This window comes from Flavobacterium sp. 9R (assembly GCF_902506345.1).
Lineage (GTDB): Bacteria > Bacteroidota > Bacteroidia > Flavobacteriales > Flavobacteriaceae > Flavobacterium.
The window spans coordinates 91,002-111,941 of record NZ_LR733413.1 but is presented as its reverse complement, the minus strand read 5'-3'; the positions used below and the strand labels follow the sequence as shown (position 1 = coordinate 111,941).

Here is a 20,940-nt window from a genome sequence, read left to right as displayed (position 1 = left end):
TCCATATTTATCTAAAAAAATAATTTTATTATTTGCTGAATTGAATTGCCTCCAGATTTATCTGGAGGAATAAAATTAGCATTTGCTTCAAAATGGCTTTAGCCTAAATAACAATAGTTTGGCTAAAGCCCAATATTAAACTCATTCTAAAGGATGGGTTAAAACCCATCCCTATTCAAATTTTACAATAAAAACAGAGAATTTTATATTTCATCTTTTAAATTACCTTCAGATTTATCCAAAACAATGTTTTTATTATTCCTCAATTTGAATTGCCTCCAGATTTATCTGGAGGAAAAAATTAGTATTTGTATCAAATTGGCTTTAGCCTAAATTACAATAGATTTGGCTAAAGCCCAATGCTAAAATCATTTTAATGAATGGGCTAAAGCCCATTCCTATTCAAATTTTGCAATAAAATAAACACTATTTTTTATTATTTCATCTTATAAATTGATTCCTGATTTATCTAGAGGAAAAATATCAATCCTTTTTGTTATTCACCCCCGCCGATTCAAAACTGGCCATCTCATTCAAAAACGCTACTGCTGATTGTACTAAAGGAAAAGCCAAAGCACAACCCGTTCCTTCCCCCAAGCGCAATTGGAGGTGCAACAATGCTTTTGCTCCTAGATACTCCAAGAGCTGTTGGTGTCCTTTTTCAGCCGAAGCGTGGCAAAAAACAGCATTGCTGAAAATAGCTGGATTCTTCTTAAACGCAATCAAAAAGGCTACTGACGCAATGAATCCGTCGACTAAAATTAGCATCTTATTTTTATGAGCTTCGAGCATTCCGCCAGCTATTTGCAGGATTTCGAAACCTCCAAAATACGCCAAAATCGAGTCTAAATCGGTAGCGCCTTTATAATTGGTAATTGCAGTTGTTAAAATTTGATGCTTGTTTTGTAACTTTTCATCTGTAACTCCCGTTCCCTTTCCGATGCAATCTACTAAGGGAATTTGGGTCAGAAAATGCATCAATACCGAAGCGGTTGCCGTATTCCCAATCCCCATTTCTCCAAAACCGATGCAATTTGTGCCCGATTCGGCAATTTGTGCCACAACTGTTGCCCCTTTAGAAAAACAAGTCGCTACTTCTAAAGGACTCATCGCAGCGGTATGTAAAAACGACTGCGTGCCTTTGCCAATTTTATTATGAATCAACTTCGTGTTAGTAGGAAAATCATAATTCACCCCCGCGTCTACAATCGATAGTCCGATTTGGTTTTGGGTACAAAATACATTGATTGCTGCTCCACCTTCCAGAAAATTAGATACCATTTGTCGGGTTACTTCTTGTGGATAGGCACTTACGCCGTGATTGGCAATACCGTGGTCGGCAGCAAAAACCACCAAATGCGGTTGTTTAATTTGAGGCGAAGTGGTTTGAAACACCATCCCTATTTGGTGAGCGAGTGCTTCTAAATCCCCCAAAGCTCCTGTGGGTTTGGTTTTGTTATCGATTTTGTGTTGCAATTGGTTCGATAAAATCGCGTTGGGTTCCGTTACTTTTTCTTCGATGGAGGAAATTACAGCTTCTTTTGATTGTTCAGAATCAATCGCAGTGATAGCCGGAAATGGCTCTTTTTTCTTCCATCCTAATTGTTGCAACATCGGCTGATGTTCATAATTAGAGGCGGGTTTGCCTACGCAAAAATAGCCCAAAGGCTCTATGTTTTCGGGTAATCCCAGAATAGATTTGAATTCGTGATAGTTTAGAATCGACACCCATCCCATAGAATAGCCTTGCTCGGTTAAGGATAACCAAATGTTTTGTGCTGCACAAACCGCACTAAACTTAATCGCTTCGTTGCTCCCCACGGTTCCGATGGTAAAGCTATTCAGCACCGAACGGTCATAAGCAATGACCAATCCCACTGGAGCTTCTTCGATGGCTTCGAGTTTTAGGGCTTGGTATTGTTGCTTTTGTTGCTCGTTATCGGTAGCATTGGCTGCTTTTTTATCATAGTCTTCAAACAAAAGTTTGATGGCTTTTTTGACTTCGGAGGAACGTATAACGCAATATCGAGTAGCATCGGTAAGTCCGACAGAAGGTGCGTAATGTCCAGCTTGTAATGCTTTTTGCAAGACGTCTTCTGGAACTTCGTCGGTTGTGAAGTGGCGGGTATCGCGACGGGATTGTATGATTTCTTGTAGTGTCATAGTCTTTTTTTTGCGTTAGGGATGGTAGTGGCATCCTTTACTGCCGGGGTTCGGCAGTAAAGATATAACGGACAGCCCGGCCCTTGTGGAAACGCCCAAAGCTGTATTATTTTAAACCTCGCCTTTGATTACCATTGGGATTCCCGCTACCATAAAAATTACGGTATCGGCTTTTTGGGCGATGTATTGATTGGTCCAACCTTGCAACTCGGTGAATTTTCGACCGATGTGTGTATCTGCGTGCAAACCCATCCCGATTTCGTTCGAAACGATGATGATAGTGGTGTTGGGTTGCTGTGCGAGGGCATCGATTTCTTTTTGGGCTTGTGCCAAACACAAATCAATGTCGTTTTTGTTGTCTACAAAAAAATTGGTCAACCACAAGGTCACACAATCGATGACAGCCACGCGGTTTTCGAAATCTATCTCGCTCAGGAATTTTTCTTTTTCGATGTTTTCCCAACGTTCATCACGGTCTTTTTGGTGTCTGTCGATACGGTTTTTAAAATCGGCATCCCATTGACGCGCTGTGGCAACATACATTGGGTTATCCGACTTTTCTTTGGCTATTTTTTCAGCAAAACCGCTCTTTCCAGAACGTTCTCCTCCAGTAATCAAGTACATCATTTGGGCTAATTTATGGCTTCATTAAAGAGCAAAGATAGTCTTTGTTGAATTTTTTAGTGTTAAAAATAAACAAGAAATTTTAGTTTTTGCGTTACATTTGCAATGGAAATCAATAGGCAAACCACATAAGTTAGTATTCCATTGATTTAAATTGAGAAGTAAAATTGACCGCAAATTCGCAAATTATTTTTTCGTTTTAGTAGTCTTACACTTTCATTATTTGTGTCCAAAACTGCCTTAAAAAGGTTTCAAAACTTGTTTATGAAATCGCCCCGAACAACAGGTTTGTTGCAAACAAACACCTATAAATAAAGGCGATACCATATATGACCACTAAAAAATAATTTTTCACATATATGAAAACTAAAATTGTTCTTATTGCATTGATTAGCTTGTTACTCTCTTTGAGTGCTTGTGAAAAAAAAGGAAACTCTACTCCTCTTTCGGAAACCGCCACCTCCAACAGTATTCGTTATGCTTCTGGACTTTCGATACAGAAAAACCAAGGATTTTCGGTGGTAACGGTTCGCAATGCTTGGCCTGATGCAAAACAAAACTTTACCTATATTTTGAAAGAAAAAAACGGCATCGTTCCAGATAGTTTGCAAAAATACCCTACCATAGCTGTTCCTTTACAAAGCATAGTGGTGACTTCGACTACCAATATTCCGTTTTTGGAGATGTTGGGGGTGGAAAAAAAATTAGTAGGTTTTCCGCACACCGATTATATTTCCTCTCCAAAAACACGTCAATTAATCGATGCAGGAAAGGTGAAAAATATTGGACAAAATGAAAAATTAGACACCGAACAATTAATTGATTTGAGTCCTAATTTGATTGTGGCTTTTGGCATTGATAATTCGAATCCCACGATTGACAACTTACAAAAAAGCGGTTTGAAAGTGCTCATTCAAGCCGATTGGATGGAACAAACGCCACTAGGCAAAGCCGAATGGATTAAATTGTACGGCGCTTTATTTGGTAAAGAAAAAGAAGCCGAAGTTTTATTTAATGACATCGTAAAAAGTTACAACGAAACACTAGCCTTGGTCGCTCAAAAAAAGACAAATCCGACCGTTTTGTATGGCTCAATGTACCAAGAACAATGGTTTGTGGCCAAAGGCGACAGCTGGGTGGCACAGTTTTTAAAAGATGCAAAATCTAATTATTTATGGAGCACTACCAAAGGAACAGGAAGTTTATCGTTGCCTTTTGAGAAGATTTTAGAAAAAGCGCAAAAGGCAGATTATTGGATTGCTACGGGCTCCTTTAAAAATTTAGCGGAATTGCAAAATAGCAATCCGCATTACCAACAATTTGACGCTGTGAAAAACAAACACGTCTATACTTTTGAAAACAAACACGGAGCCACCGGTGGTACTGTTTATTATGAATTGGCAGCAAGTCGGCCTGATTTGGTCTTGAAAGATTACATCAAAATTTTCCATCCCGAATTACTTCCGAATTATACGTTTACCTTTGCCGAAAAATTACAATAAATTGAGGTCTTCCTTTAAACATAGTATTCTTTTTATAACCTTATGCATAGGATTGTTTGGGCTGTTTGTAGGCAACATTTGTTATGGCTCAATCGCTATTCCTGCAAAAGAAGTTTTGAAAAGTTTGCTAGGACAAACCGCTTCCAAAGACACTTGGGAATACATTATCTTGAATTATCGTTTGCCCAAAGCGATTACGGCTGTATTGGTTGGTATGGGCTTATCGATGAGTGGTCTGTTGATGCAAACGTTGTTTAGAAATCCAATGGCTGGTCCTTATGTTTTGGGATTGAGTTCTGGGGCGAGTTTGGGTGTGGCTTTTGTGATTTTGGGTGCTGGTTTTATGCCTTCCTTTTTAATTCCCTTGTTACTTTCCAACTATGGTATTGTTTTGGCTTCGACTATTGGAAGCAGTAGCGTTTTATTACTCGTACTCCTTGTATCGCAACGATTACGAGATACTATGGCGATACTCATTATTGGTCTGATGTTTGGCAGCTTAACCTCGGCCATTGTCGGGACACTCACCTATTTTAGTTCGGCGGAGCAATTGCAAAAATTTACCTTTTGGTCGTTGGGGAATTTAGGAAACTTATCCTGGGAATCGGTCTCGATTTTGAGTCTTTGTGTGGGAATTGGCTTAGTCCTAAGTGCCTTTAGCATCAAACCGCTTAATGCTTTGCTTTTGGGAGAAAACTACGCCAAGAGTATGGGGCTCAACTACAGCAAAGCGCGATTGATTATCATTCTAGCTACAAGTATACTAGCCGGAAGCATTACCGCTTTTGCCGGTCCGATTGCTTTTGTTGGATTAGCCGTTCCTCATATCGCCAAATTGACCTTCCAAACTAGTAATCATCGGGTATTGTTTTGGAGCACACTTCTTTTTGGAGCCGGCATTATGTTGGTTTGCGATATATTTACACAAGTCCCCGGCACAGAAGTGAGTCTACCTATTAACGCGGTGACTTCTATCTTAGGGGCTCCTGTGGTGATTTGGTTATTGGTTAGAAAACAAAAAATGATGGGCTAATTGAAATGAGTTCTATTTAACCAAATAAAAAACATAGTTTTACTATTAAGAAACCAGTTGGGTGAAATTGAAATAGCATATGAATTTTAACCACATAGGAGCGTCATAGATTAATAGCAAACAGGTAAAGAATAAATAGAAATAGTACTATTTCACACATAGAATAGCAATTTGAAGGTAAAATGTATACGAAAGACTTTAAATACTGTAAAATTATATGCTTACATATGGTTTAAAATAATTGCGACCAACTAGTTAAAATAAAAAACTATTTTCAATACTACTTGTTTATGACTACACAAAAACAACTCAATGAACTTACATTCGAAATAATTGGAGCAGCGATTGAAGTGCATAAAACAATGGGTAAGGGATTGTTAGAAAACATTTATCATCATTGTTTAATAGAAGAATTAAAAATAAGAAACATCAATTTTATTTCAGAAAAAAATATTCCTGTATTTTATAAAGAAAAAAAACTTGCAATTGATTTTAAGTGTGATTTACTTGTTGAAAATAATATTGTTATTGAATTAAAATCCGTTTCCGAAATAACCCCCATTCACAAAGCTCAACTACTTACCTATATGAAGCTATTAAATGTTCCAAAAGGAATTTTGATAAACTTTAATTGTTTTAATATCTTTAAAGAAGGACAAATGACATTTGTTAATGAAATTTTTCACCAACTACCAAAACACTAAATTATATTTGAAGCCATTGGTTGAAAATTAAAAATATAGAAGATAGTAGTATTTATCGAACATCTATGTGAAGAGTAAAACGTCTATTTGTTTCTTTTAAAAAACTATAAATTCTATGCTTCTATGTGGTAAAAAGTCTCAGAATGTGTTACATCAAATTCGTTGTACGGATTTAAAATTTAAAAAATGGAAGAAACTATCATCCTTCAAACCCAATCGATAAGCATTGGTTATGACAACAAAAAAGTAAGCACTCTTGTTGCAAAAGCCGTTTCCATTGCGCTAAAAAAAGGAAAACTAACGGCTTTGATTGGTGCCAACGGCATTGGAAAATCGACACTTTTAAAAACCATTACTGGAATTCAAAAACCTCTTGAGGGTGATGTTTTATTACACGGTAAAAATATAGCCACCTACAGCGCTTCCGATTTGTCACAAGAAATGAGTTTGGTATTGACCGAAAAATTACCTCCAAGTAATTTGACGGTATATGAATTAGTCGCTTTAGGACGTCAGCCTTACACCAATTGGATTGGCACCTTGACCGAGGAAGATAAAATTCAGGTGGAAAGAGCCTTGTCGCTTACTCAAATTAGTGCTTTGGCCGATAAAAAGCATTATCAAATTAGTGATGGGCAATTGCAAAAAGTACTTATTGCACGCGCCTTAGCTCAGGATACGCCTTTGATTATTTTGGATGAGCCCACGACGCACTTGGATTTGCTACACAAAGTTTCGCTATTGAAATTACTAAAAAAACTTACCCACGAAACGGGAAAATGTATTCTTTTCTCGACTCACGATATCGATATGGCGATTCAATTGAGTGATGAAATGATTATTATGACGCCTGAAACCGTAGTGCAAGATGAACCTTGTAATTTGATTGCAAAAGGAAGTTTCAATACGCTTTTTAAAGATGAGCATATTGTTTTTGATGCTGAAAAAGGGAAGTTTGTGATTACGGGTTAAGCCCCCTAACTCGCCGTGGCGGGGAATTAAAATCCTTTGTGTAAAATGTTTAACCGCAAGGAGCTCAAAAAAAATACAAACATATAAGTCATAACAGTTTTTTGAATTGACTGTTTATTTTGAACCATATAAGGCAAATAAGAGCATATAAGTTCTTTTTTGAAATACGCTTCTAAAAATTAAACCGCAAAGAACGCAAAGATTTACGCAAAGGACTCAAAGTCAACTAAATAACTCTGTATTGCTTCGTGCCTACTTTGTGTTTCCTTGTGGTAAAAAATTAACTGTAAAGGGCGCAAATAGTAACAGCTTATAAAAACTGAACACTAACAACTGTATACTGCCAACTAAATTTTGCCCACCGAAACCTGTCTTCTTGCCTCACCAACTACAAAGGCAACTGAATTGGCAATATTAAAACTACGAATCAAGGGAGACATAGGGATTTTTAATTGATTTTCTTTAGCAAATAGGTTTAATACTTCTTGACTTAAGCCTACGCTTTCTTTACCAAAAACCAACCAGTCTTCGTCTTGAAACTCGATATTCAAATAGGAATGCTCTGCGTGCGAACTCATCAAAAAGACTCTTGAAGTATCTGGAATTACCTTCATCCATTCGGCTACATTTTGATATTCCGTAACATCCAGATGTACCCAATAATCCAGTCCCGAGCGCTTAAGATTTTTGTCATTAATCACAAAACCAAACGGGTGAATTAAATGCAGACGGCTTTCTGTACCAACACATAAGCGGCCAATATTACCAGTATTATTAGGGATTTCGGGTTCGACGAGTACGATGTTTAACATTTTTAAAATTTAGGATTTGAGATTAAGTATTGAGGATTTGGGATTCAGGATTTAGGAATAGCAATTTCAAAACTCTTTACTTCACGTACTTCTCCGGCTTGTAAATTATCTAATTGTACTGTTCCAATTCGGACGCGAACCAATCGCAAGGTGGGAAAACCTACAGCAGCCGTCATTTTGCGTACTTGACGAAATTTTCCTTCATTGACTATAATCGAAGTCCAAGAAGTGGGGCCGTGTCTTTCGTCTCTAATTTTCTTACCGCGTGGGCCAAAATTAGGGATTTCATTCAAAATAAAAGCTTCGCAAGGCTTGGTCATATATTTGGTTCCATTGAAACCTATTTCAACTCCCCTTTTAATCTGTTCAATAGCTTCGGGAGTGATTACACCATCCACTTGAACATAATATTCTTTATCCACCTTCTTACTTCTAATTTGCTCACTGACTTTTCCGTCTGTTGTCAACAATAGCAATCCTTCTGAATCTTCATCTAAACGACCGATTGCCATCGTGCCTTCTGGAAAATCGAAGAGCTCCCCTAGTAAACGTTTCTTTCGTTTGAGTTCATAAATAAATTGACTCAGATAGCCATAAGGTTTATGAAGAATAAAATGGTGGTGCATGTATTTTATTAAATTAATTTTTTATCTTTTTTTCTATTTTAACATCGCTTTTACCTCATCGAAATCGCCATCTATAGCTTCGGTTTTTAATCCTAGGATTGCTGCGATAAGTGGATACACACTCACATTACGGAAAGATTTTACTTTTTTATCCGTTTTGAAATTAGGGCCTTTGGCATAAAAAATAGCTTGCATTTCTTTCATTTTATTATCGTAGCCGTGTGTGCCTCCAGTGATTTTTTGGTCCTTTTTGTTGACTAAACTATACCCTTTTTGGGCTTCAATTACAAAATCGAGTGCTCGAGGATTTGTTCCATAATGCAGTCGTTTAGGCACTTTATTTGAAGGATACCATTTGATATGAGGCACTTTTTTTAAGGCTTTCGCAATCGAATCTTTATAAACTGGTTTGGTTTCAATGCTCATAATCGGATTGATGACTGCAGCATATCCTAGCCATTCTGGTTTTATGTATTCTAGTAGTGCTACTTTTTTGTCATTGCTAATGGGTGCCATTCCGTGGTCTGAGAGTACGATTAGATTGATTTCTTTTCCGATGGGAAGTGAGTCTAATTTTTGCATCAGTTGCCCAATAACGGCATCAACTTTGGGTACCATTTTTTTGTTTTCTTCTGACAAAGGTCCGTGATTATGTCCTGTTTCATCGGGTTGGTCAAAATAGAGTGTGATTAAGTGAGGACGCTCCGCTTCGGGCAGATTAAGCCAATCGATTACGGTATTGATTCTGTTTTCGTAACTAACCGATTCGTCATATTCTTTGAATATGCTTGCGCTTTTAACTCCTGTGTCTGAACCCGGCCAATAGAAACAAGCAGCTTTAACCCCTTGTTCTTCTGCTAGATTCCAAATAGGATTCCCACCATAAAATTCGCTGTTTTTCTTGGATTCGTTTTTTAGGGTAAATATTTTTTTTGAAGTGGGGTCGTAAAAATTATTATTTACAATTCCGTGATGGTCTGGATATAATCCTGTAGCAATTGAGTAATGATTGGGAAAAGTCTTGGTAGGATAACTGGGTTGCATCGACTTGGCTTTTACTCCATTCTTTGCCATTTTATCAAGATTTGGCGTTTCAAAATAGTTGGGATAATCCCATCTAAATCCGTCTAAGGACACCAAAATTACATACGGTTTTTTTTGTTCTTGAGCTGTAATTCCTATCCAGAAGAAAAGGAATAAGCCTACCACTATTTTTTTCATACTCTTATTTTGTGGCGCAAAGATACGATAAGAAATGACAGGGAAAAGGTAGCCCTGATTGCAGCGCGTTAAGAATAAATTAATTGTTTGGGAGTTGCTCACAAAAAAACACAATTGCTTCTCCCTAGCCCCGGTAGGAGCGGCATCCTTTGCCTTTTTTCTTTAAAAAGGCAAAGATATAGCGGATGACGGGTGTATGCTAACTGACAAACCCTATGTAACTGCTACTAAATATTAAAAATCAAAATGTACTCCAAAGTTTAATGACCATTGGAACTGATTGAAGCTTTGTTCTTTTAATGGGCTGCTAAAAAGATTCATTCCGGGCTCTACAAACAAATGAGTCGTTGGAAAAACTTTGTATTGAATGGTGCTGGTTAATAAGGTTCCGTACACCATATCGTTGACTTGATTGCTTGCCCCAATGTACTGACCATTGAGCAGGAATTGATTGGCCACTAATTTCCCAACAAAACCTCCTGTGTTGAGATGGACATTGGTTTTGTTTTTTTGAAACAGGGCATAAGAAACGGTAAGCGGTAGTTCTACATACTTGAGATTTTGTGCTATATCCCCAGATGAAAAGGCCATTGGATTGAATGCTATTGACTTGGTTTGAGCAAGGAAAACATAGTCTGAATTGGTAGAAATAGTGTTTACATCTGTTTTATCAGCCACAATTACACCATTGATTCCGGCTCCTTGTACCATTTGGTTGTTGTAATACGATACTCCTTTTAATTGTTGCCCTAACTCGTTAAGTTTTAAACCTGAACCTACAGCCCATTTTTTATTCAATTTGTACTGTGTTGTTACACCATACGTTTTACCTTGTTGTGCTTGCCCTTTAGCTCCTAGAGTTTGCTGATTGCTATAATTTTGAGACGTATTTAGTCCCGCTACTACTTGCATGGACCATTTTGATAGTGCTTCTTGCTTTTTATCTTTTTTCTCCTTTGGTTCTTTTTCTTCTCCTTTTGCTTTTTGTTCTAAAATTGCGAGCTCCTGTTGGATTTGCAATTGCTCTTTAGTTTTGGTCTCAGTATTTGTTGCTGTTACCACTGTCGTTTTGTCTATGAACTTGTTCTCTAAGACAATTTCGTTTGAGTTTTTAGTACTTGGTTGTTCATTTTTAATTGCATTACCCACTTTGTTTTCTTGGCTGGATGCATTAAAAATGTTCGTTGCATTACTATGAGTCGCATTTACAGTAGCAGCAATTGCAGCGCTGTTTGCTTGTAATTGGGTGATGTTTGTATTTGTATTACTTTTTGGTTGCTTATTAGCAAAAGGAGAAAGATTCTCTTCCTTGCCTGCATTCGCAACACTATTGGGCGCTTGTTTGAGTCCATTGTTTTTGGAACCTTTGTTCGTTGGTACTCCAATTGCTTTAGAATAAGTGCTTGATGGAAGTGTTGGCAACGAATCATTGGTTACTGTAACAACGGCATTGTCTGTATTTGCATTTTTGGATGAATGGATTGGTGATGGTGCTGCTTTGTACACTGTTTTTGTAGCTTCTCCAGCTTCTACGCTATTTGGTAAAACATCTGGGCTGGTTTGAAAAAACAAATAGGCAGGAATCCCCATTCCTACCAACAAACTGGCCGCAGCAAACCACCACACCAAAGCTCTTTTTTTCTTTTTGGGTTTTTCCAATTCTTTTTCTATAGCATCCCAAAGTTCTGGTGGTGGGACACTCGAGAAGTCTTCCATTGAAGAAAATAAATTTTCTATCTTTTCTTTTTTCATGCTGTTTTAGAATTAAATGCGGCTAAAATTCTTCTTTTCAGATATGTTTTAGCACGATTCAAGTTTGATTTCGAAGTGCTTTCCGTAATGTTAAGCATAACCGAAATCTCTCTATGTTTTAGTTTTTCGAAAACATAAAGGTTAAAAACCAATCGGTATTGATCCGGTAAATCTTGTATGTATTCTAGTAATTTTTCTTCGCTAAGTGAAAGTTTATCTATTTCCTCTTCTTCAAAACTTTCGTCAATGGGGTCATCATATCCGTCTAATAAAAAAAGGTTTTTTCTGTTCTTTTTTAAGGTTTCGATGCATTTATAAATAAAAATTCTCTTTAACCACCCTTCAAAACTCCCTTCAAATTTAAACTGATACATTTTTTGATAAGCAATTACAAATGCTTCTTGAAATACATCTTTGGCATCGTCTTCATTTTTCATATACTTCAAACAAAGACCATAAAGAACAGGAGCGAACAACTGATATATTTTCTGCTGCCCGACCCTGTCGTTTTCTACACACTTTTTAATAAGTATTTCTAAATTGTCTTTCAAATCGTCTTAAATAATACCTTTTGGAGGCAATACAGTTATACAAAAGTAACGTTATTCTTTTTGGCTAAGCAATACCAATTTAAAACGATTAATTCTTGGTTTTTAACGTCGCTATTTTTTCTTGAAGTCTTTTCTTAAAACTGATAACTGCTGAACTTTGATCTGTAGTATCATCATTATCCAAATAGATTTTGGTTACTACACTTCCTTGATGCCATTCGAAGTAAATTCCTCCTTGATCGTGTGAATCTGGTGTGCCAAAGGTTTTAGTTTGTCCTTTTAGGCTGGTAATTTCACTAGGTATTCCGCCTACAAAAGTTGAATATTCCTCTTTGTAAACCAAAGCATTAAAACCATATTTAGCCATATCATAATCACCATACACAACGTCCTTAAAGCGAAGCACTTTTTGTACATCCAAACGATAAAATTCTTGGCACGCGCTTCCTGTACAAGCACCTCTAAAGCTTCCTATAATTGCGTATTCATTATTTTGTGCTACACGTTGTAAATACACTGGTTTTGATGTTTTAGGAATAGCAATAACGTCTTTAGGATAAGTTGCTCCTGGAGTTACAGGATCACCTGCCTTTGGTGCAATTTCATAAAACGAAACTACAACTTCACAATTTGTCTCTACCACTGACTGTATTTTTATAGCATAACCATTTGATGGTTTTTGTCCAGCAAAAAGGCCTACCAAACTTGTGGTAGTAAAATCAATGACCGCTGGAGGCGTACAAGGTTTGAAGGTAGCATTGAACTTTTCTTGAGAATTGATTATAATGGCTTTTGATTCTACCGTTTCTGTAATCAACGTGTTACAAGTAGTAAAACTCTTGAAAGCTACATTTTTAGCATCACCGCAAGAAATTGAATCCGATTCAGAGTTTAAGGAACAAGAGGTAAGCCCTATTGCTATCGCGATAAAAAGAACTATTTTTTTCATTGTAAATGTATTTTGTTTGTTTCTTTCATAGAGGAGGCTTGGAACGAAAGGTTGCGTTGAAAAACAAAAAATAAATAAAACTTAGGGAAATTATTTTTTACCCCTCAGAACAATAGCACTTAGTATAGTCAAAAAAAGGTGTGTGCATTGATAAAAAAAATGCTCCTCTTTAGCCTTGACAAGTGCTAAAAAAGAGCATTTTTTTTCCTAAAATTTATTATCGACAACTTAACATCAAGTAATAAAGTATCTACTTTACTTAAATCTGGTAAAATCAAAAATCCACCTTATAATAACTTAAAAATAAACAACAAAACCAATATTAAGGTAATTGAACGTATCACAACCAATTTGTGCGCCAATGTCTTTTGTAAAAGAGTAAGTTGCATTAATACCTACCATTGGCTTAAACAATAGCTTGTCCTTCTTGTGGTAGTATTCGTTTCTGTTAGGGTCAAGAAAATTAGCGTGCCTACCGTACATAGCTAAACCAGTATCGAAACTAATTTGAAATAACCCAATATAACCAATGATAGCCACTCCATACAAAGTGAACCATTTCTGCGTAGTAGTTGATACTTCGTTCTTAAGGTCGTAGTCATTTATAGATCCCGTTGAGAATTCGCCTAAAGCTTTTGTCTCTTCTGCCGTCCCAGCAAATCCAAAACCAAATGACTTGTCAATTAAAATCTCAGCGCCTAAAGACTTATTAGAGCCGTAATAAAAATTAAAGTTTGTTTGAGAACTCGCACTAAATGATATTAGCACAATTAATAATAGTTTTTTCATGATTTCATTTTTTTTATAATCTCAAGTACTCCTATATTTTGATGCGTTTGACATTTTATGTGTACATTAAGCCGAAGAGTTTATAATTACTGTTATCACTAACTGCTGTGACTTTGAACTATATAACTTTTGATAATTACTATTATAATTGTCTACTGATTTAGCTTATTTGCGCGCTACTATTTTTGGGAGTAAAAAGTGATAAGTAATAACTAGTAGGTTATCTTATCTTTAAATCAATTATAACCACAAACACCTTGATAAAAACATTATCAAAGTATTTGTAAACCACTACTAAATACCCTTATTAAAAATCGAAAGATTTTCAGTGATGGTTAGAACTGTTTCAGTGTTTGAAAAACTTATGTCAATGAACTTTAAATATTTTATCTACATAATGGCAATAACACTGGACTTGAAGCAATTTCATCAAAACAACAATGCATATACTGGAGACTATTTTCGCTTTTTTTCATACAAAATCACAAGTCCATTGAAGATATTCTAGACTCAATTCCTAGAAAATTATTTTGAATGTCTACAAAAAACCTCCACCCTATGTAGGTAGTTTCTAAATTTACTTACACTATTTTGCCATTATTAGTCTTTATTTTTTTTACAATTATTAAAGCTATAGACAAATTAATTAACCACATTACGGTTTTCCTTACTCCAACCAAAGTAATTTTTCACTATATTATAGCTCAATAAAACTTATAATCTTAATCTTATCAAGGTAATCCGCCTAGGCGAAGTAGGTAAAAACCTTAAGTCTTCTTTGAAAGGATTTTTTTATCGTTATAAGTCAACTTGAAACTAAATATTAAATTCTTACTTTTACTTTTCAAAAAAACTATCCTCCATGTCTGAATTATTTTCTTTTTTATTGGTTTTTATCGTTGCGCTTGCCCTTGGTCTTTTTATTGGAAAACTGTTGTTTTCAGCTCGTTTTGAGTCGCAAAAAATAAGCTTGGAAGAGAAAATCAATGCTTCCCAACATTTGCTACAACAACAAAAAGAACAAGCTACAATCGATAAAACTACTTTCGAAAAACAATTGCAAAGTAGCCTTCAAGAAAAAGAAGCCATCCGAAATGAAAAAGATAGTTTGGCCATTCAGCTTTCTAAAAAAGAAGTAGATTTTGATAATTTACTAGAACGACATAAAGAACAAAAAAATGAAGTAGAACAACTTCAGGAAAAATTCACGAAAGAATTCGAAAACTTAGCCAATAAAATTCTTGACGAAAAATCGAATAAATTCACGGAACAGAACAAGGAAAATATGAAGAATATCTTGAGTCCCCTTCAAGATAAAATTCAGTTATTCGAGAAAAAAGTTGAAGATACCCACAAAGAAAGCATTGACTATCATGCAGCATTGCGTCAGCAAATTGTTGGTTTGCAACAAATGAATCTTCAAATGAGTAAAGAAACCTTAAACCTTACCAAAGCATTAAAAGGAGATAGTAAAATGCAAGGAAATTGGGGTGAACTTATTTTGGAAAGGGTTTTAGAAAAATCGGGATTGGAAAAAGACCGAGAATATTTTGTACAACAATCGCATACCAATGCCGAAGGAAGCAGAGTATTTCCTGATGTCGTTATCAATTTACCCGATGGCAAAAAAATGATTGTCGACTCTAAAGTGTCTTTGACTGCCTACGAAAAATACATTAATGAAGAAGACGATAATTTAAAAGCTGGATTTTTAAAAGAACACATTCAATCTATAAAGCGCCACGTAGAGCAACTGGGTGATAAAAATTATCATGATTTGTACCAAATAGAAAGTCCTGATTTTGTTTTGCTTTTCATTCCTATGGAACCTGCTTTTGCTTTAGCATTAAATGACGACACTACCTTGTACAACAAAGCCTTTGAGAAAAATATCGTAATCGTGACGCCTTCTACCCTATTGGCTACTTTACGCACTATTGACAGTATGTGGACCAACCAAAAACAACAAGAAAATGCCTTTGAAATTGCACGACAAGCTGGTGCGCTTTATGATAAATTTGAAGGTTTTGTGGCCGATTTGATTAAAATAGGAAAGAAAATTGACGAAAGTAAAACAGAATACGGAGCCGCTATGAGTAAGCTAGTGGATGGCAAAGGGAACCTGATTGTTAGTGTAGAAAAATTAAAAAAGATGGGCGCTAAAGCCAAAAAATCATTACCTGAAAATGTTCTAAAAAGAGCTGAAAATGATACAAACAACCTTATAAACTAAAACAAATGAAAAAAATTGCTGCTTTATTGCTACTCGCTGGAGTACTAATCGTTTCTATTTATATGGCGTTTATTTATTATATTCCTGTTAGTGATGGCGTTCGCTCTGGGGAGTTAATCCGTTTGAGCCATAAAGGTGTCCTCATCAAAACTTGGGAAGGCGAATTGAGCCAAGGAATTTCGGGAGCACAAATTTTTCGCTTTTCAGTTTTAGACAAAGACAAAGCAGTTATCGATAGTTTGAAAATTCTACAAGGTCATTATGTTCGCTTAACTTATGAAGAAAAAAAACGAACATTTATGTGGTGGGGCGAAACTCGTTTTTTTATAACCTCCGTTCAAAAAGAAGCCTCCCCGTTTAATAACAGATAAATTATGACCAACATATTCAAGCCTGTTTCCGCATCGCATGTTACCATTTCTGAACTAATGCTGCCGTCACACACTAATTTTAGTGGTAAAATTCATGGCGGTTATATCTTATCCTTACTCGACCAAATTGCCTTTGCAAGTGCTTCTAAGTTTTCTGGAAACTATTGCGTAACCGCTTCTGTTGATACTGTAAACTTTTTACAACCTATTGAAGTGGGTGAATTGGTTACTATGAAAGCTTCTGTGAATTATGTTGGAAGAAGTTCAATGATTGTTGGCATTCGAGTAGAAGCAGAAAACATTCAAACTGGAGCCATAAAACATTGTAATTCCTCTTATTTTACAATGGTTGCCAAAGATGCTAGCGGAAAAAGTGTTGCCGTACCGGGCTTACAATTAAAAACCCTAAATGATGTACGACGCTTTAGCAATTGTTTAAAACAAATAGAACTCAAAAAAGAACACGAAGAGCACGAAGAAGAATTTGATTATTGTTCTGCAGAAAACTTAGCCAATATCACCAAGTACAACATTCAGCTGCAACTTCAATAAAAACCTGCTAAACAATCGTTTATAATAATTAAAATTCGTAACTTTAAGAGATACAATATCTCTTGACTTATGAAAAAAATAGTTTCTCTTTTTTTCTTGTCGTTTACACTCTTCATTCAAGCTCAAGAACAATTATCTGACTCAAAAGGGGTAATTTCATTTGAAGCTTCGGTACCTTTTTTTGAGGAAGTGAAAGCCATTAATGAGGAAGTCATTTTCTCTGTTGAAATAAAAACTGGCGAAATTAGCTGTACCGTTTTTATCAAAGATTTTAAGTTCAAAAGAGATTTGATGCGCACTCATTTTAATGAAAACTATTTAGAGAGCGATCGTTATCCCAAAGCAACTTTTATTGGTAGAATTGATAAATTTGATTACAAATTTATATCCCAAACCCCTACAGAATACCAAATAAAAGGAATTCTGAAAATACACGGTAAATCCAAACCCATCATCAGCAAAGCTTGGCTTAAAAAAATAGCCAAGGGAATTGAGATCCAATCTACATTTGTCGTAAACACAGACGACTTCAATATTGAAATACCAACCATAGTAGCCGCTAAAATTTCTAAGAAAGTGTCCATACACTTAAAAACTTCAATATTAGAATAAGTAACTGAATTTCTGCAACATACAATATAACCATTTGTTTTTCGTTACCATTTAAATCTTAAATACCACATAATATGAAAACAATCCATTTTATCAACAAAAAAAGCATTGTATTGCTTTTGGCTACTGTCTTTTTTCTTTCTTGCAGTTCCGACGACAGTAGTTCTACTGGAACAAATTCAATAAGCAGCGTTACTTCTGTAGTAGGATCTGGAACGTGGAAAATCACCTACTACTTCGATACTGACAAAGAAGAAACAAGTAATTTTTCTGGCTATAACTTTACGTTTGGCAGCAATGGTGTTCTAACTGCTACTAACGGAACATTAACACAAACAGGCACTTGGTCTGTCACAGATAGCAATAGTAATGATGACGATAGTATAAGTGACTTGGATTTCAATATTGCTTTTGCTTCTCCTGCTACTTTTCTTGAACTAACAGATGACTGGGAAATTATCGAAAGAACTTCAACAGTAATTAAACTAAAAGACGTAAGCGGTGGCAATGGTGGAACTGATTATTTGACCTTTACCAAGAACTAAAATCCAATTTCTATAACAACTCTAAGACGTTGAACTAATTTCAACGTTTTTTTTATGCCAATTTTTAATTGCTTAACTTTATTGTACCATTTTTTAATTCAGAATACTATGAATCGATTACAAAAATTCCTTGACTTACATACTGGAGAAGAAAACAAACAAAAAGTTTTAGAAAATGTAAAGGCAAATATTTCCTTTCGTGGAGCCACAGTTTGGATTTTGGCCTGTGCTATTGTAGTCGCTTCTGTTGGACTCAACGTCAACTCAACTGCTGTGATTATTGGCGCTATGCTTATTTCTCCATTAATGGGACCTATCGTTGGAGCAGGTTTTAGCTTAGGTATTTATGATTTTGAATTATTAAAAAAAGCAGCCAAAAACCTTCTCATTGCTACTTTAGTCAGTTTGTTTGTGTCTACTATTTATTTTATGCTGAGTCCTTTTAAGGAAACACAATCTGAATTATTGGCTCGTACCTCGCCCAACATATACGACATATTGATTGCTTTTTTTGGTGGTCTTGTAGGCGTAATTGCGATTACTAGAGTTGAAAAAGGAAACCCTATACCAGGTGTTGCGATTGCGACAGCCTTGATGCCTCCTTTGTGTACAGCAGGATATGGACTGGCTATTGGAAATTGGAAATACTTTCTCGGCGCCCTATTTTTATACACTATCAATTGTGTGTTTATCTGCATTTCTACCTTTGTTATCGTAAAGTATTTACAGTATCCTGAAGTCACGCATGTAGACCCAAAATACCGAAAACAAATAAAATATACCATTTCCACAATTATTGTTTTGCTAATTGTACCTAGTGTTTATTTTGCTTATTTGTTAGCCCAAGAAAAAAAATACAAACAAAAAGTGGAATTGTTTTTAAATGATGAATTGAATGAAAAAGGGTTTGCCATTTTGTACCAAAAAATCAATTACAACAAAAACCCAAAAAGTATTGAATTGGCTTTTTTAAACAAAAAAATAAACAAACAAGAGATACAAAACTTAAGTAGTGCGTTAAAAAAATACAAGATCGAAAACACTCAATTGGTAATAAAACAAGACACCACAGATATTAAGAAATTCATTTTGGAAAACAATGCTTCTGAAAAAGCGAAAGAAAATGAAAAAGACTTAATGATACTCAATTTAGAAAATAAGCTAAAACAGAACACTTATAACAATAAGGCATTAAGGGAAGAAATCGTTATTTTGTTTCCCCAAATCAAAAACATATCATTGGCTAATCATACTTTTAATGAAAATACGGATAGTACAATTACTAAAACTGTAGCAATTTATAGCAGTACCAAAATATTAAGTACTAGCGATGAAGAGAAGCTTAAGATGTGGTTAAAAAAAAGAATTTCGAAAAACAACATCGAAATGTTCAAAGAGCAGGAAGAGTAAATTACTTTAAAACACGATTAACTTGAGCAAAATTTCGATGGTAATATCCTTCTTTTGTTGAAGAAATGATTACACCACTGTTGGTAGAAGAATGAATGAACTTAATCTCATCCCCTACTACCTCAACCACCATACCAACGTGATTAATTCTTCCGCTACCTCTGGTTTTAAAGAAAATCAAATCACCTTTTTTGGCTTCTGTAGGTGTAACTCTAATTCCAATATTGGACATCTCATTGGACGACCTTGGAAGCTTGATATCTAAAGCACTAAAGGTAGAACACATTAAACCAGAACAATCAAAACCAGCTCTTGTCGTACCTCCAGACCTATAACGAATTCCCAAATTGTCTGAAGCCTTTGCAATTAAATCATCTGCAATGGAATACTCTCCAAAAAACTTTTCAGAAGTGGGTTCCGTAACTACTGCTTCCACCTTGGTTTCTGTTTCATTTACAGCAACAGCAGCGGTTCCTTCTTTTATCTTCAAAATACTTCCCACTCTCAATTTTTTATGAATCGAAGGATTTAGTTTATCCAATTCCGCAACAGTAATTCCGTACTTTTTGGCAATACCAAATTTGGTTTCTTTTGGTAATACTTCATGAACAATCGCTGTAGTTTCAGGTGAGGAAATAGTATTGGCAACCGAGGTTTCTGCTGTAACTTGTTCATTTGCTGCAGCAACAGGATTATCAACTTTAACTTCTGACGGTTTTGAAACCTCAACAGTTTGAATCACTTCGGTTGCTTTGTTTTGCAAAGGCACATTCAGTTTCTGACCTATTTCAAGACTTTTAGATACAATGTTTGGGTTCAATTTTTCAAGCGCTTCAACCGAAATCCCATAGCGTTTTGAGATACCATATTTTGTTTCACTTGCAAGTACTTCGTGGATTTGCTGTCCTTCAGTTGAAGCATTTGGAGCAACAAATTCACTAATAGCGGTAGTATTTGAAGGGATAGTTGTGTTTTTTTGCTCAGAATCGTTTGAGATAGCAACCGCTGGCTCTTCTTTCAACTCGAAGTTTTCAGGAACAATTACTTTTATTTTCTCTCCAATTTGTAATCCTGATTTTTCTATTGAAGGATTATTTTTTTTAATTTCTTCGACTCTAACATTGAACTTTTTTGCAATACCAAATAAAGTTTCTTTTGGCAAAACAACATAATCAATCTCTTTGGTAAGCTTCTTTTTAGCTGCCAGTTCTTTTTTGGCAACTCCCTTTTTATAATTCTTATTTGGAATTTTTAATACCGAATTCAATTTTAAAATCCCTGAAGCTTTTGGATTTAAATTAAAAATTACTTTTTGACTAACATTGTATTTTTCAGCTATTGAAGAAATGGTTTCGCCCTGAGAAATTTTGTGTGTAATAAATTTTTCTTGTGAAAAAACAGTTGTCGTGGTACAAACCAAAAGCCAAAATAGTATTCCAAAGTACTTCATCCTTATTTTTTACAAATTGTGGTATTATTTTTATCTAAAAGCTTATTTCACAGAAATTAGATTAAAAAA

Annotated in this window: 20 protein-coding genes; 10 read left to right on the top strand and 10 right to left on the bottom strand. The window is 35.5% G+C overall.

The window, feature by feature from the left end:
* Nucleotides 1-483: 483 nt before the first annotated feature.
* Both cobT and FLAVO9AF_RS00500 read right to left on the bottom strand, forming a co-directional pair.
* The gene (gene cobT, locus FLAVO9AF_RS00505; protein ID WP_159682396.1) at nt 484-2,163 is read right to left on the bottom strand and encodes a nicotinate-nucleotide--dimethylbenzimidazole phosphoribosyltransferase; all 1,680 of its coding nucleotides are present in this window, start codon (nt 2,161-2,163) and stop codon (nt 484-486) included.
* A 111-nt stretch (nt 2,164-2,274) separates the two neighbouring features.
* Nucleotides 2,275-2,790, bottom strand: coding sequence for a bifunctional adenosylcobinamide kinase/adenosylcobinamide-phosphate guanylyltransferase (locus FLAVO9AF_RS00500; RefSeq protein WP_159682393.1), 516 nt, complete (start codon nt 2,788-2,790; stop codon nt 2,275-2,277).
* Nucleotides 2,791-3,146: 356 nt separating this feature from the next.
* Here FLAVO9AF_RS00500 and FLAVO9AF_RS00495 point away from each other — a divergent pair, with 356 nt between their 5' ends.
* From FLAVO9AF_RS00495 to FLAVO9AF_RS00480, 4 genes are all read left to right on the top strand, one after another.
* Nucleotides 3,147-4,289, top strand: a complete 1,143-nt coding sequence (locus tag FLAVO9AF_RS00495) for an ABC transporter substrate-binding protein (RefSeq protein ID WP_159682391.1) — start codon at nt 3,147-3,149, stop codon at nt 4,287-4,289.
* A gap of 1 nt (nt 4,290) precedes the next feature.
* Nucleotides 4,291-5,322 (top strand): iron ABC transporter permease, encoded by a 1,032-nt coding sequence (locus tag FLAVO9AF_RS00490; protein ID WP_159682388.1) that lies wholly within the window; start codon nt 4,291-4,293, stop codon nt 5,320-5,322.
* A gap of 290 nt (nt 5,323-5,612) precedes the next feature.
* Nucleotides 5,613-6,026, top strand: a complete 414-nt coding sequence (locus FLAVO9AF_RS00485) for a GxxExxY protein (protein WP_159682384.1) — start codon at nt 5,613-5,615, stop codon at nt 6,024-6,026.
* A 186-nt stretch (nt 6,027-6,212) separates the two neighbouring features.
* On the top strand, nt 6,213-6,998 hold the full coding sequence (locus tag FLAVO9AF_RS00480; RefSeq protein WP_159682381.1) for an ABC transporter ATP-binding protein: 786 nt from the start codon (nt 6,213-6,215) through the stop codon (nt 6,996-6,998).
* 347 nt (nt 6,999-7,345) lie between these two features.
* On the opposite strand, the gene FLAVO9AF_RS00475 is transcribed toward FLAVO9AF_RS00480, so the two are convergent.
* The 7 genes from FLAVO9AF_RS00475 to FLAVO9AF_RS00445 all read right to left on the bottom strand — a co-directional run bounded on the left by FLAVO9AF_RS00475 (nt 7,346) and on the right by FLAVO9AF_RS00445 (nt 13,698).
* On the bottom strand, nt 7,346-7,810 hold the full coding sequence (locus FLAVO9AF_RS00475) for a tRNA (cytidine(34)-2'-O)-methyltransferase (RefSeq protein ID WP_159682375.1): 465 nt from the start codon (nt 7,808-7,810) through the stop codon (nt 7,346-7,348).
* A gap of 44 nt (nt 7,811-7,854) precedes the next feature.
* Nucleotides 7,855-8,436 (bottom strand): pseudouridine synthase, encoded by a 582-nt coding sequence (locus FLAVO9AF_RS00470; RefSeq protein ID WP_159682373.1) that lies wholly within the window; start codon nt 8,434-8,436, stop codon nt 7,855-7,857.
* 33 nt (nt 8,437-8,469) lie between these two features.
* A complete protein-coding gene (locus FLAVO9AF_RS00465; RefSeq protein WP_159682370.1) occupies nt 8,470-9,657 on the bottom strand; it encodes an ectonucleotide pyrophosphatase/phosphodiesterase in 1,188 nt (395 codons plus the stop codon).
* A 234-nt stretch (nt 9,658-9,891) separates the two neighbouring features.
* Nucleotides 9,892-11,409 (bottom strand): hypothetical protein, encoded by a 1,518-nt coding sequence (locus tag FLAVO9AF_RS00460; protein WP_159682367.1) that lies wholly within the window; start codon nt 11,407-11,409, stop codon nt 9,892-9,894.
* Complete coding sequence (locus FLAVO9AF_RS00455; RefSeq protein ID WP_255478112.1) at nt 11,406-11,885, bottom strand: RNA polymerase sigma factor; 480 nt, start codon at nt 11,883-11,885, stop codon at nt 11,406-11,408. The genes FLAVO9AF_RS00460 and FLAVO9AF_RS00455 overlap by 4 nt, the downstream gene beginning before the upstream one ends.
* A gap of 163 nt (nt 11,886-12,048) precedes the next feature.
* Nucleotides 12,049-12,909 carry a protease complex subunit PrcB family protein gene (locus tag FLAVO9AF_RS00450; protein WP_159682363.1) on the bottom strand — a complete coding sequence of 287 codons (861 nt, stop codon included), beginning with the start codon at nt 12,907-12,909 and terminating at the stop codon, nt 12,049-12,051.
* 297 nt (nt 12,910-13,206) lie between these two features.
* Nucleotides 13,207-13,698, bottom strand: coding sequence for a hypothetical protein (locus FLAVO9AF_RS00445; RefSeq protein ID WP_159682361.1), 492 nt, complete (start codon nt 13,696-13,698; stop codon nt 13,207-13,209).
* A gap of 862 nt (nt 13,699-14,560) precedes the next feature.
* Here FLAVO9AF_RS00445 and rmuC point away from each other — a divergent pair.
* The 6 genes from rmuC (at nt 14,561) to FLAVO9AF_RS00415 (ending at nt 19,421) form a co-directional block, all read left to right on the top strand.
* Nucleotides 14,561-15,931 (top strand): DNA recombination protein RmuC, encoded by a 1,371-nt coding sequence (gene rmuC / locus FLAVO9AF_RS00440; RefSeq protein ID WP_159682359.1) that lies wholly within the window; start codon nt 14,561-14,563, stop codon nt 15,929-15,931.
* 5 nt (nt 15,932-15,936) lie between these two features.
* On the top strand, nt 15,937-16,302 hold the full coding sequence (locus tag FLAVO9AF_RS00435; protein WP_159682357.1) for a 6-phosphogluconate dehydrogenase: 366 nt from the start codon (nt 15,937-15,939) through the stop codon (nt 16,300-16,302).
* A gap of 3 nt (nt 16,303-16,305) precedes the next feature.
* Nucleotides 16,306-16,854, top strand: coding sequence for an acyl-CoA thioesterase (locus tag FLAVO9AF_RS00430; RefSeq protein ID WP_159682354.1), 549 nt, complete (start codon nt 16,306-16,308; stop codon nt 16,852-16,854).
* A gap of 69 nt (nt 16,855-16,923) precedes the next feature.
* Nucleotides 16,924-17,466, top strand: coding sequence for a YceI family protein (locus tag FLAVO9AF_RS00425; protein WP_159682352.1), 543 nt, complete (start codon nt 16,924-16,926; stop codon nt 17,464-17,466).
* A gap of 74 nt (nt 17,467-17,540) precedes the next feature.
* A complete protein-coding gene (locus FLAVO9AF_RS00420; protein WP_236552251.1) occupies nt 17,541-18,011 on the top strand; it encodes a hypothetical protein in 471 nt (156 codons plus the stop codon).
* 108 nt (nt 18,012-18,119) lie between these two features.
* On the top strand, nt 18,120-19,421 hold the full coding sequence (locus FLAVO9AF_RS00415; protein ID WP_159682349.1) for a TIGR00341 family protein: 1,302 nt from the start codon (nt 18,120-18,122) through the stop codon (nt 19,419-19,421).
* Nucleotide 19,422: 1 nt separating this feature from the next.
* Here FLAVO9AF_RS00415 and FLAVO9AF_RS00410 read toward each other — a convergent pair whose 3' ends face one another.
* Nucleotides 19,423-20,871 (bottom strand): peptidoglycan endopeptidase, encoded by a 1,449-nt coding sequence (locus FLAVO9AF_RS00410; RefSeq protein WP_159682346.1) that lies wholly within the window; start codon nt 20,869-20,871, stop codon nt 19,423-19,425.
* Between the last annotated feature and the right edge of the window lie 69 nt (nt 20,872-20,940).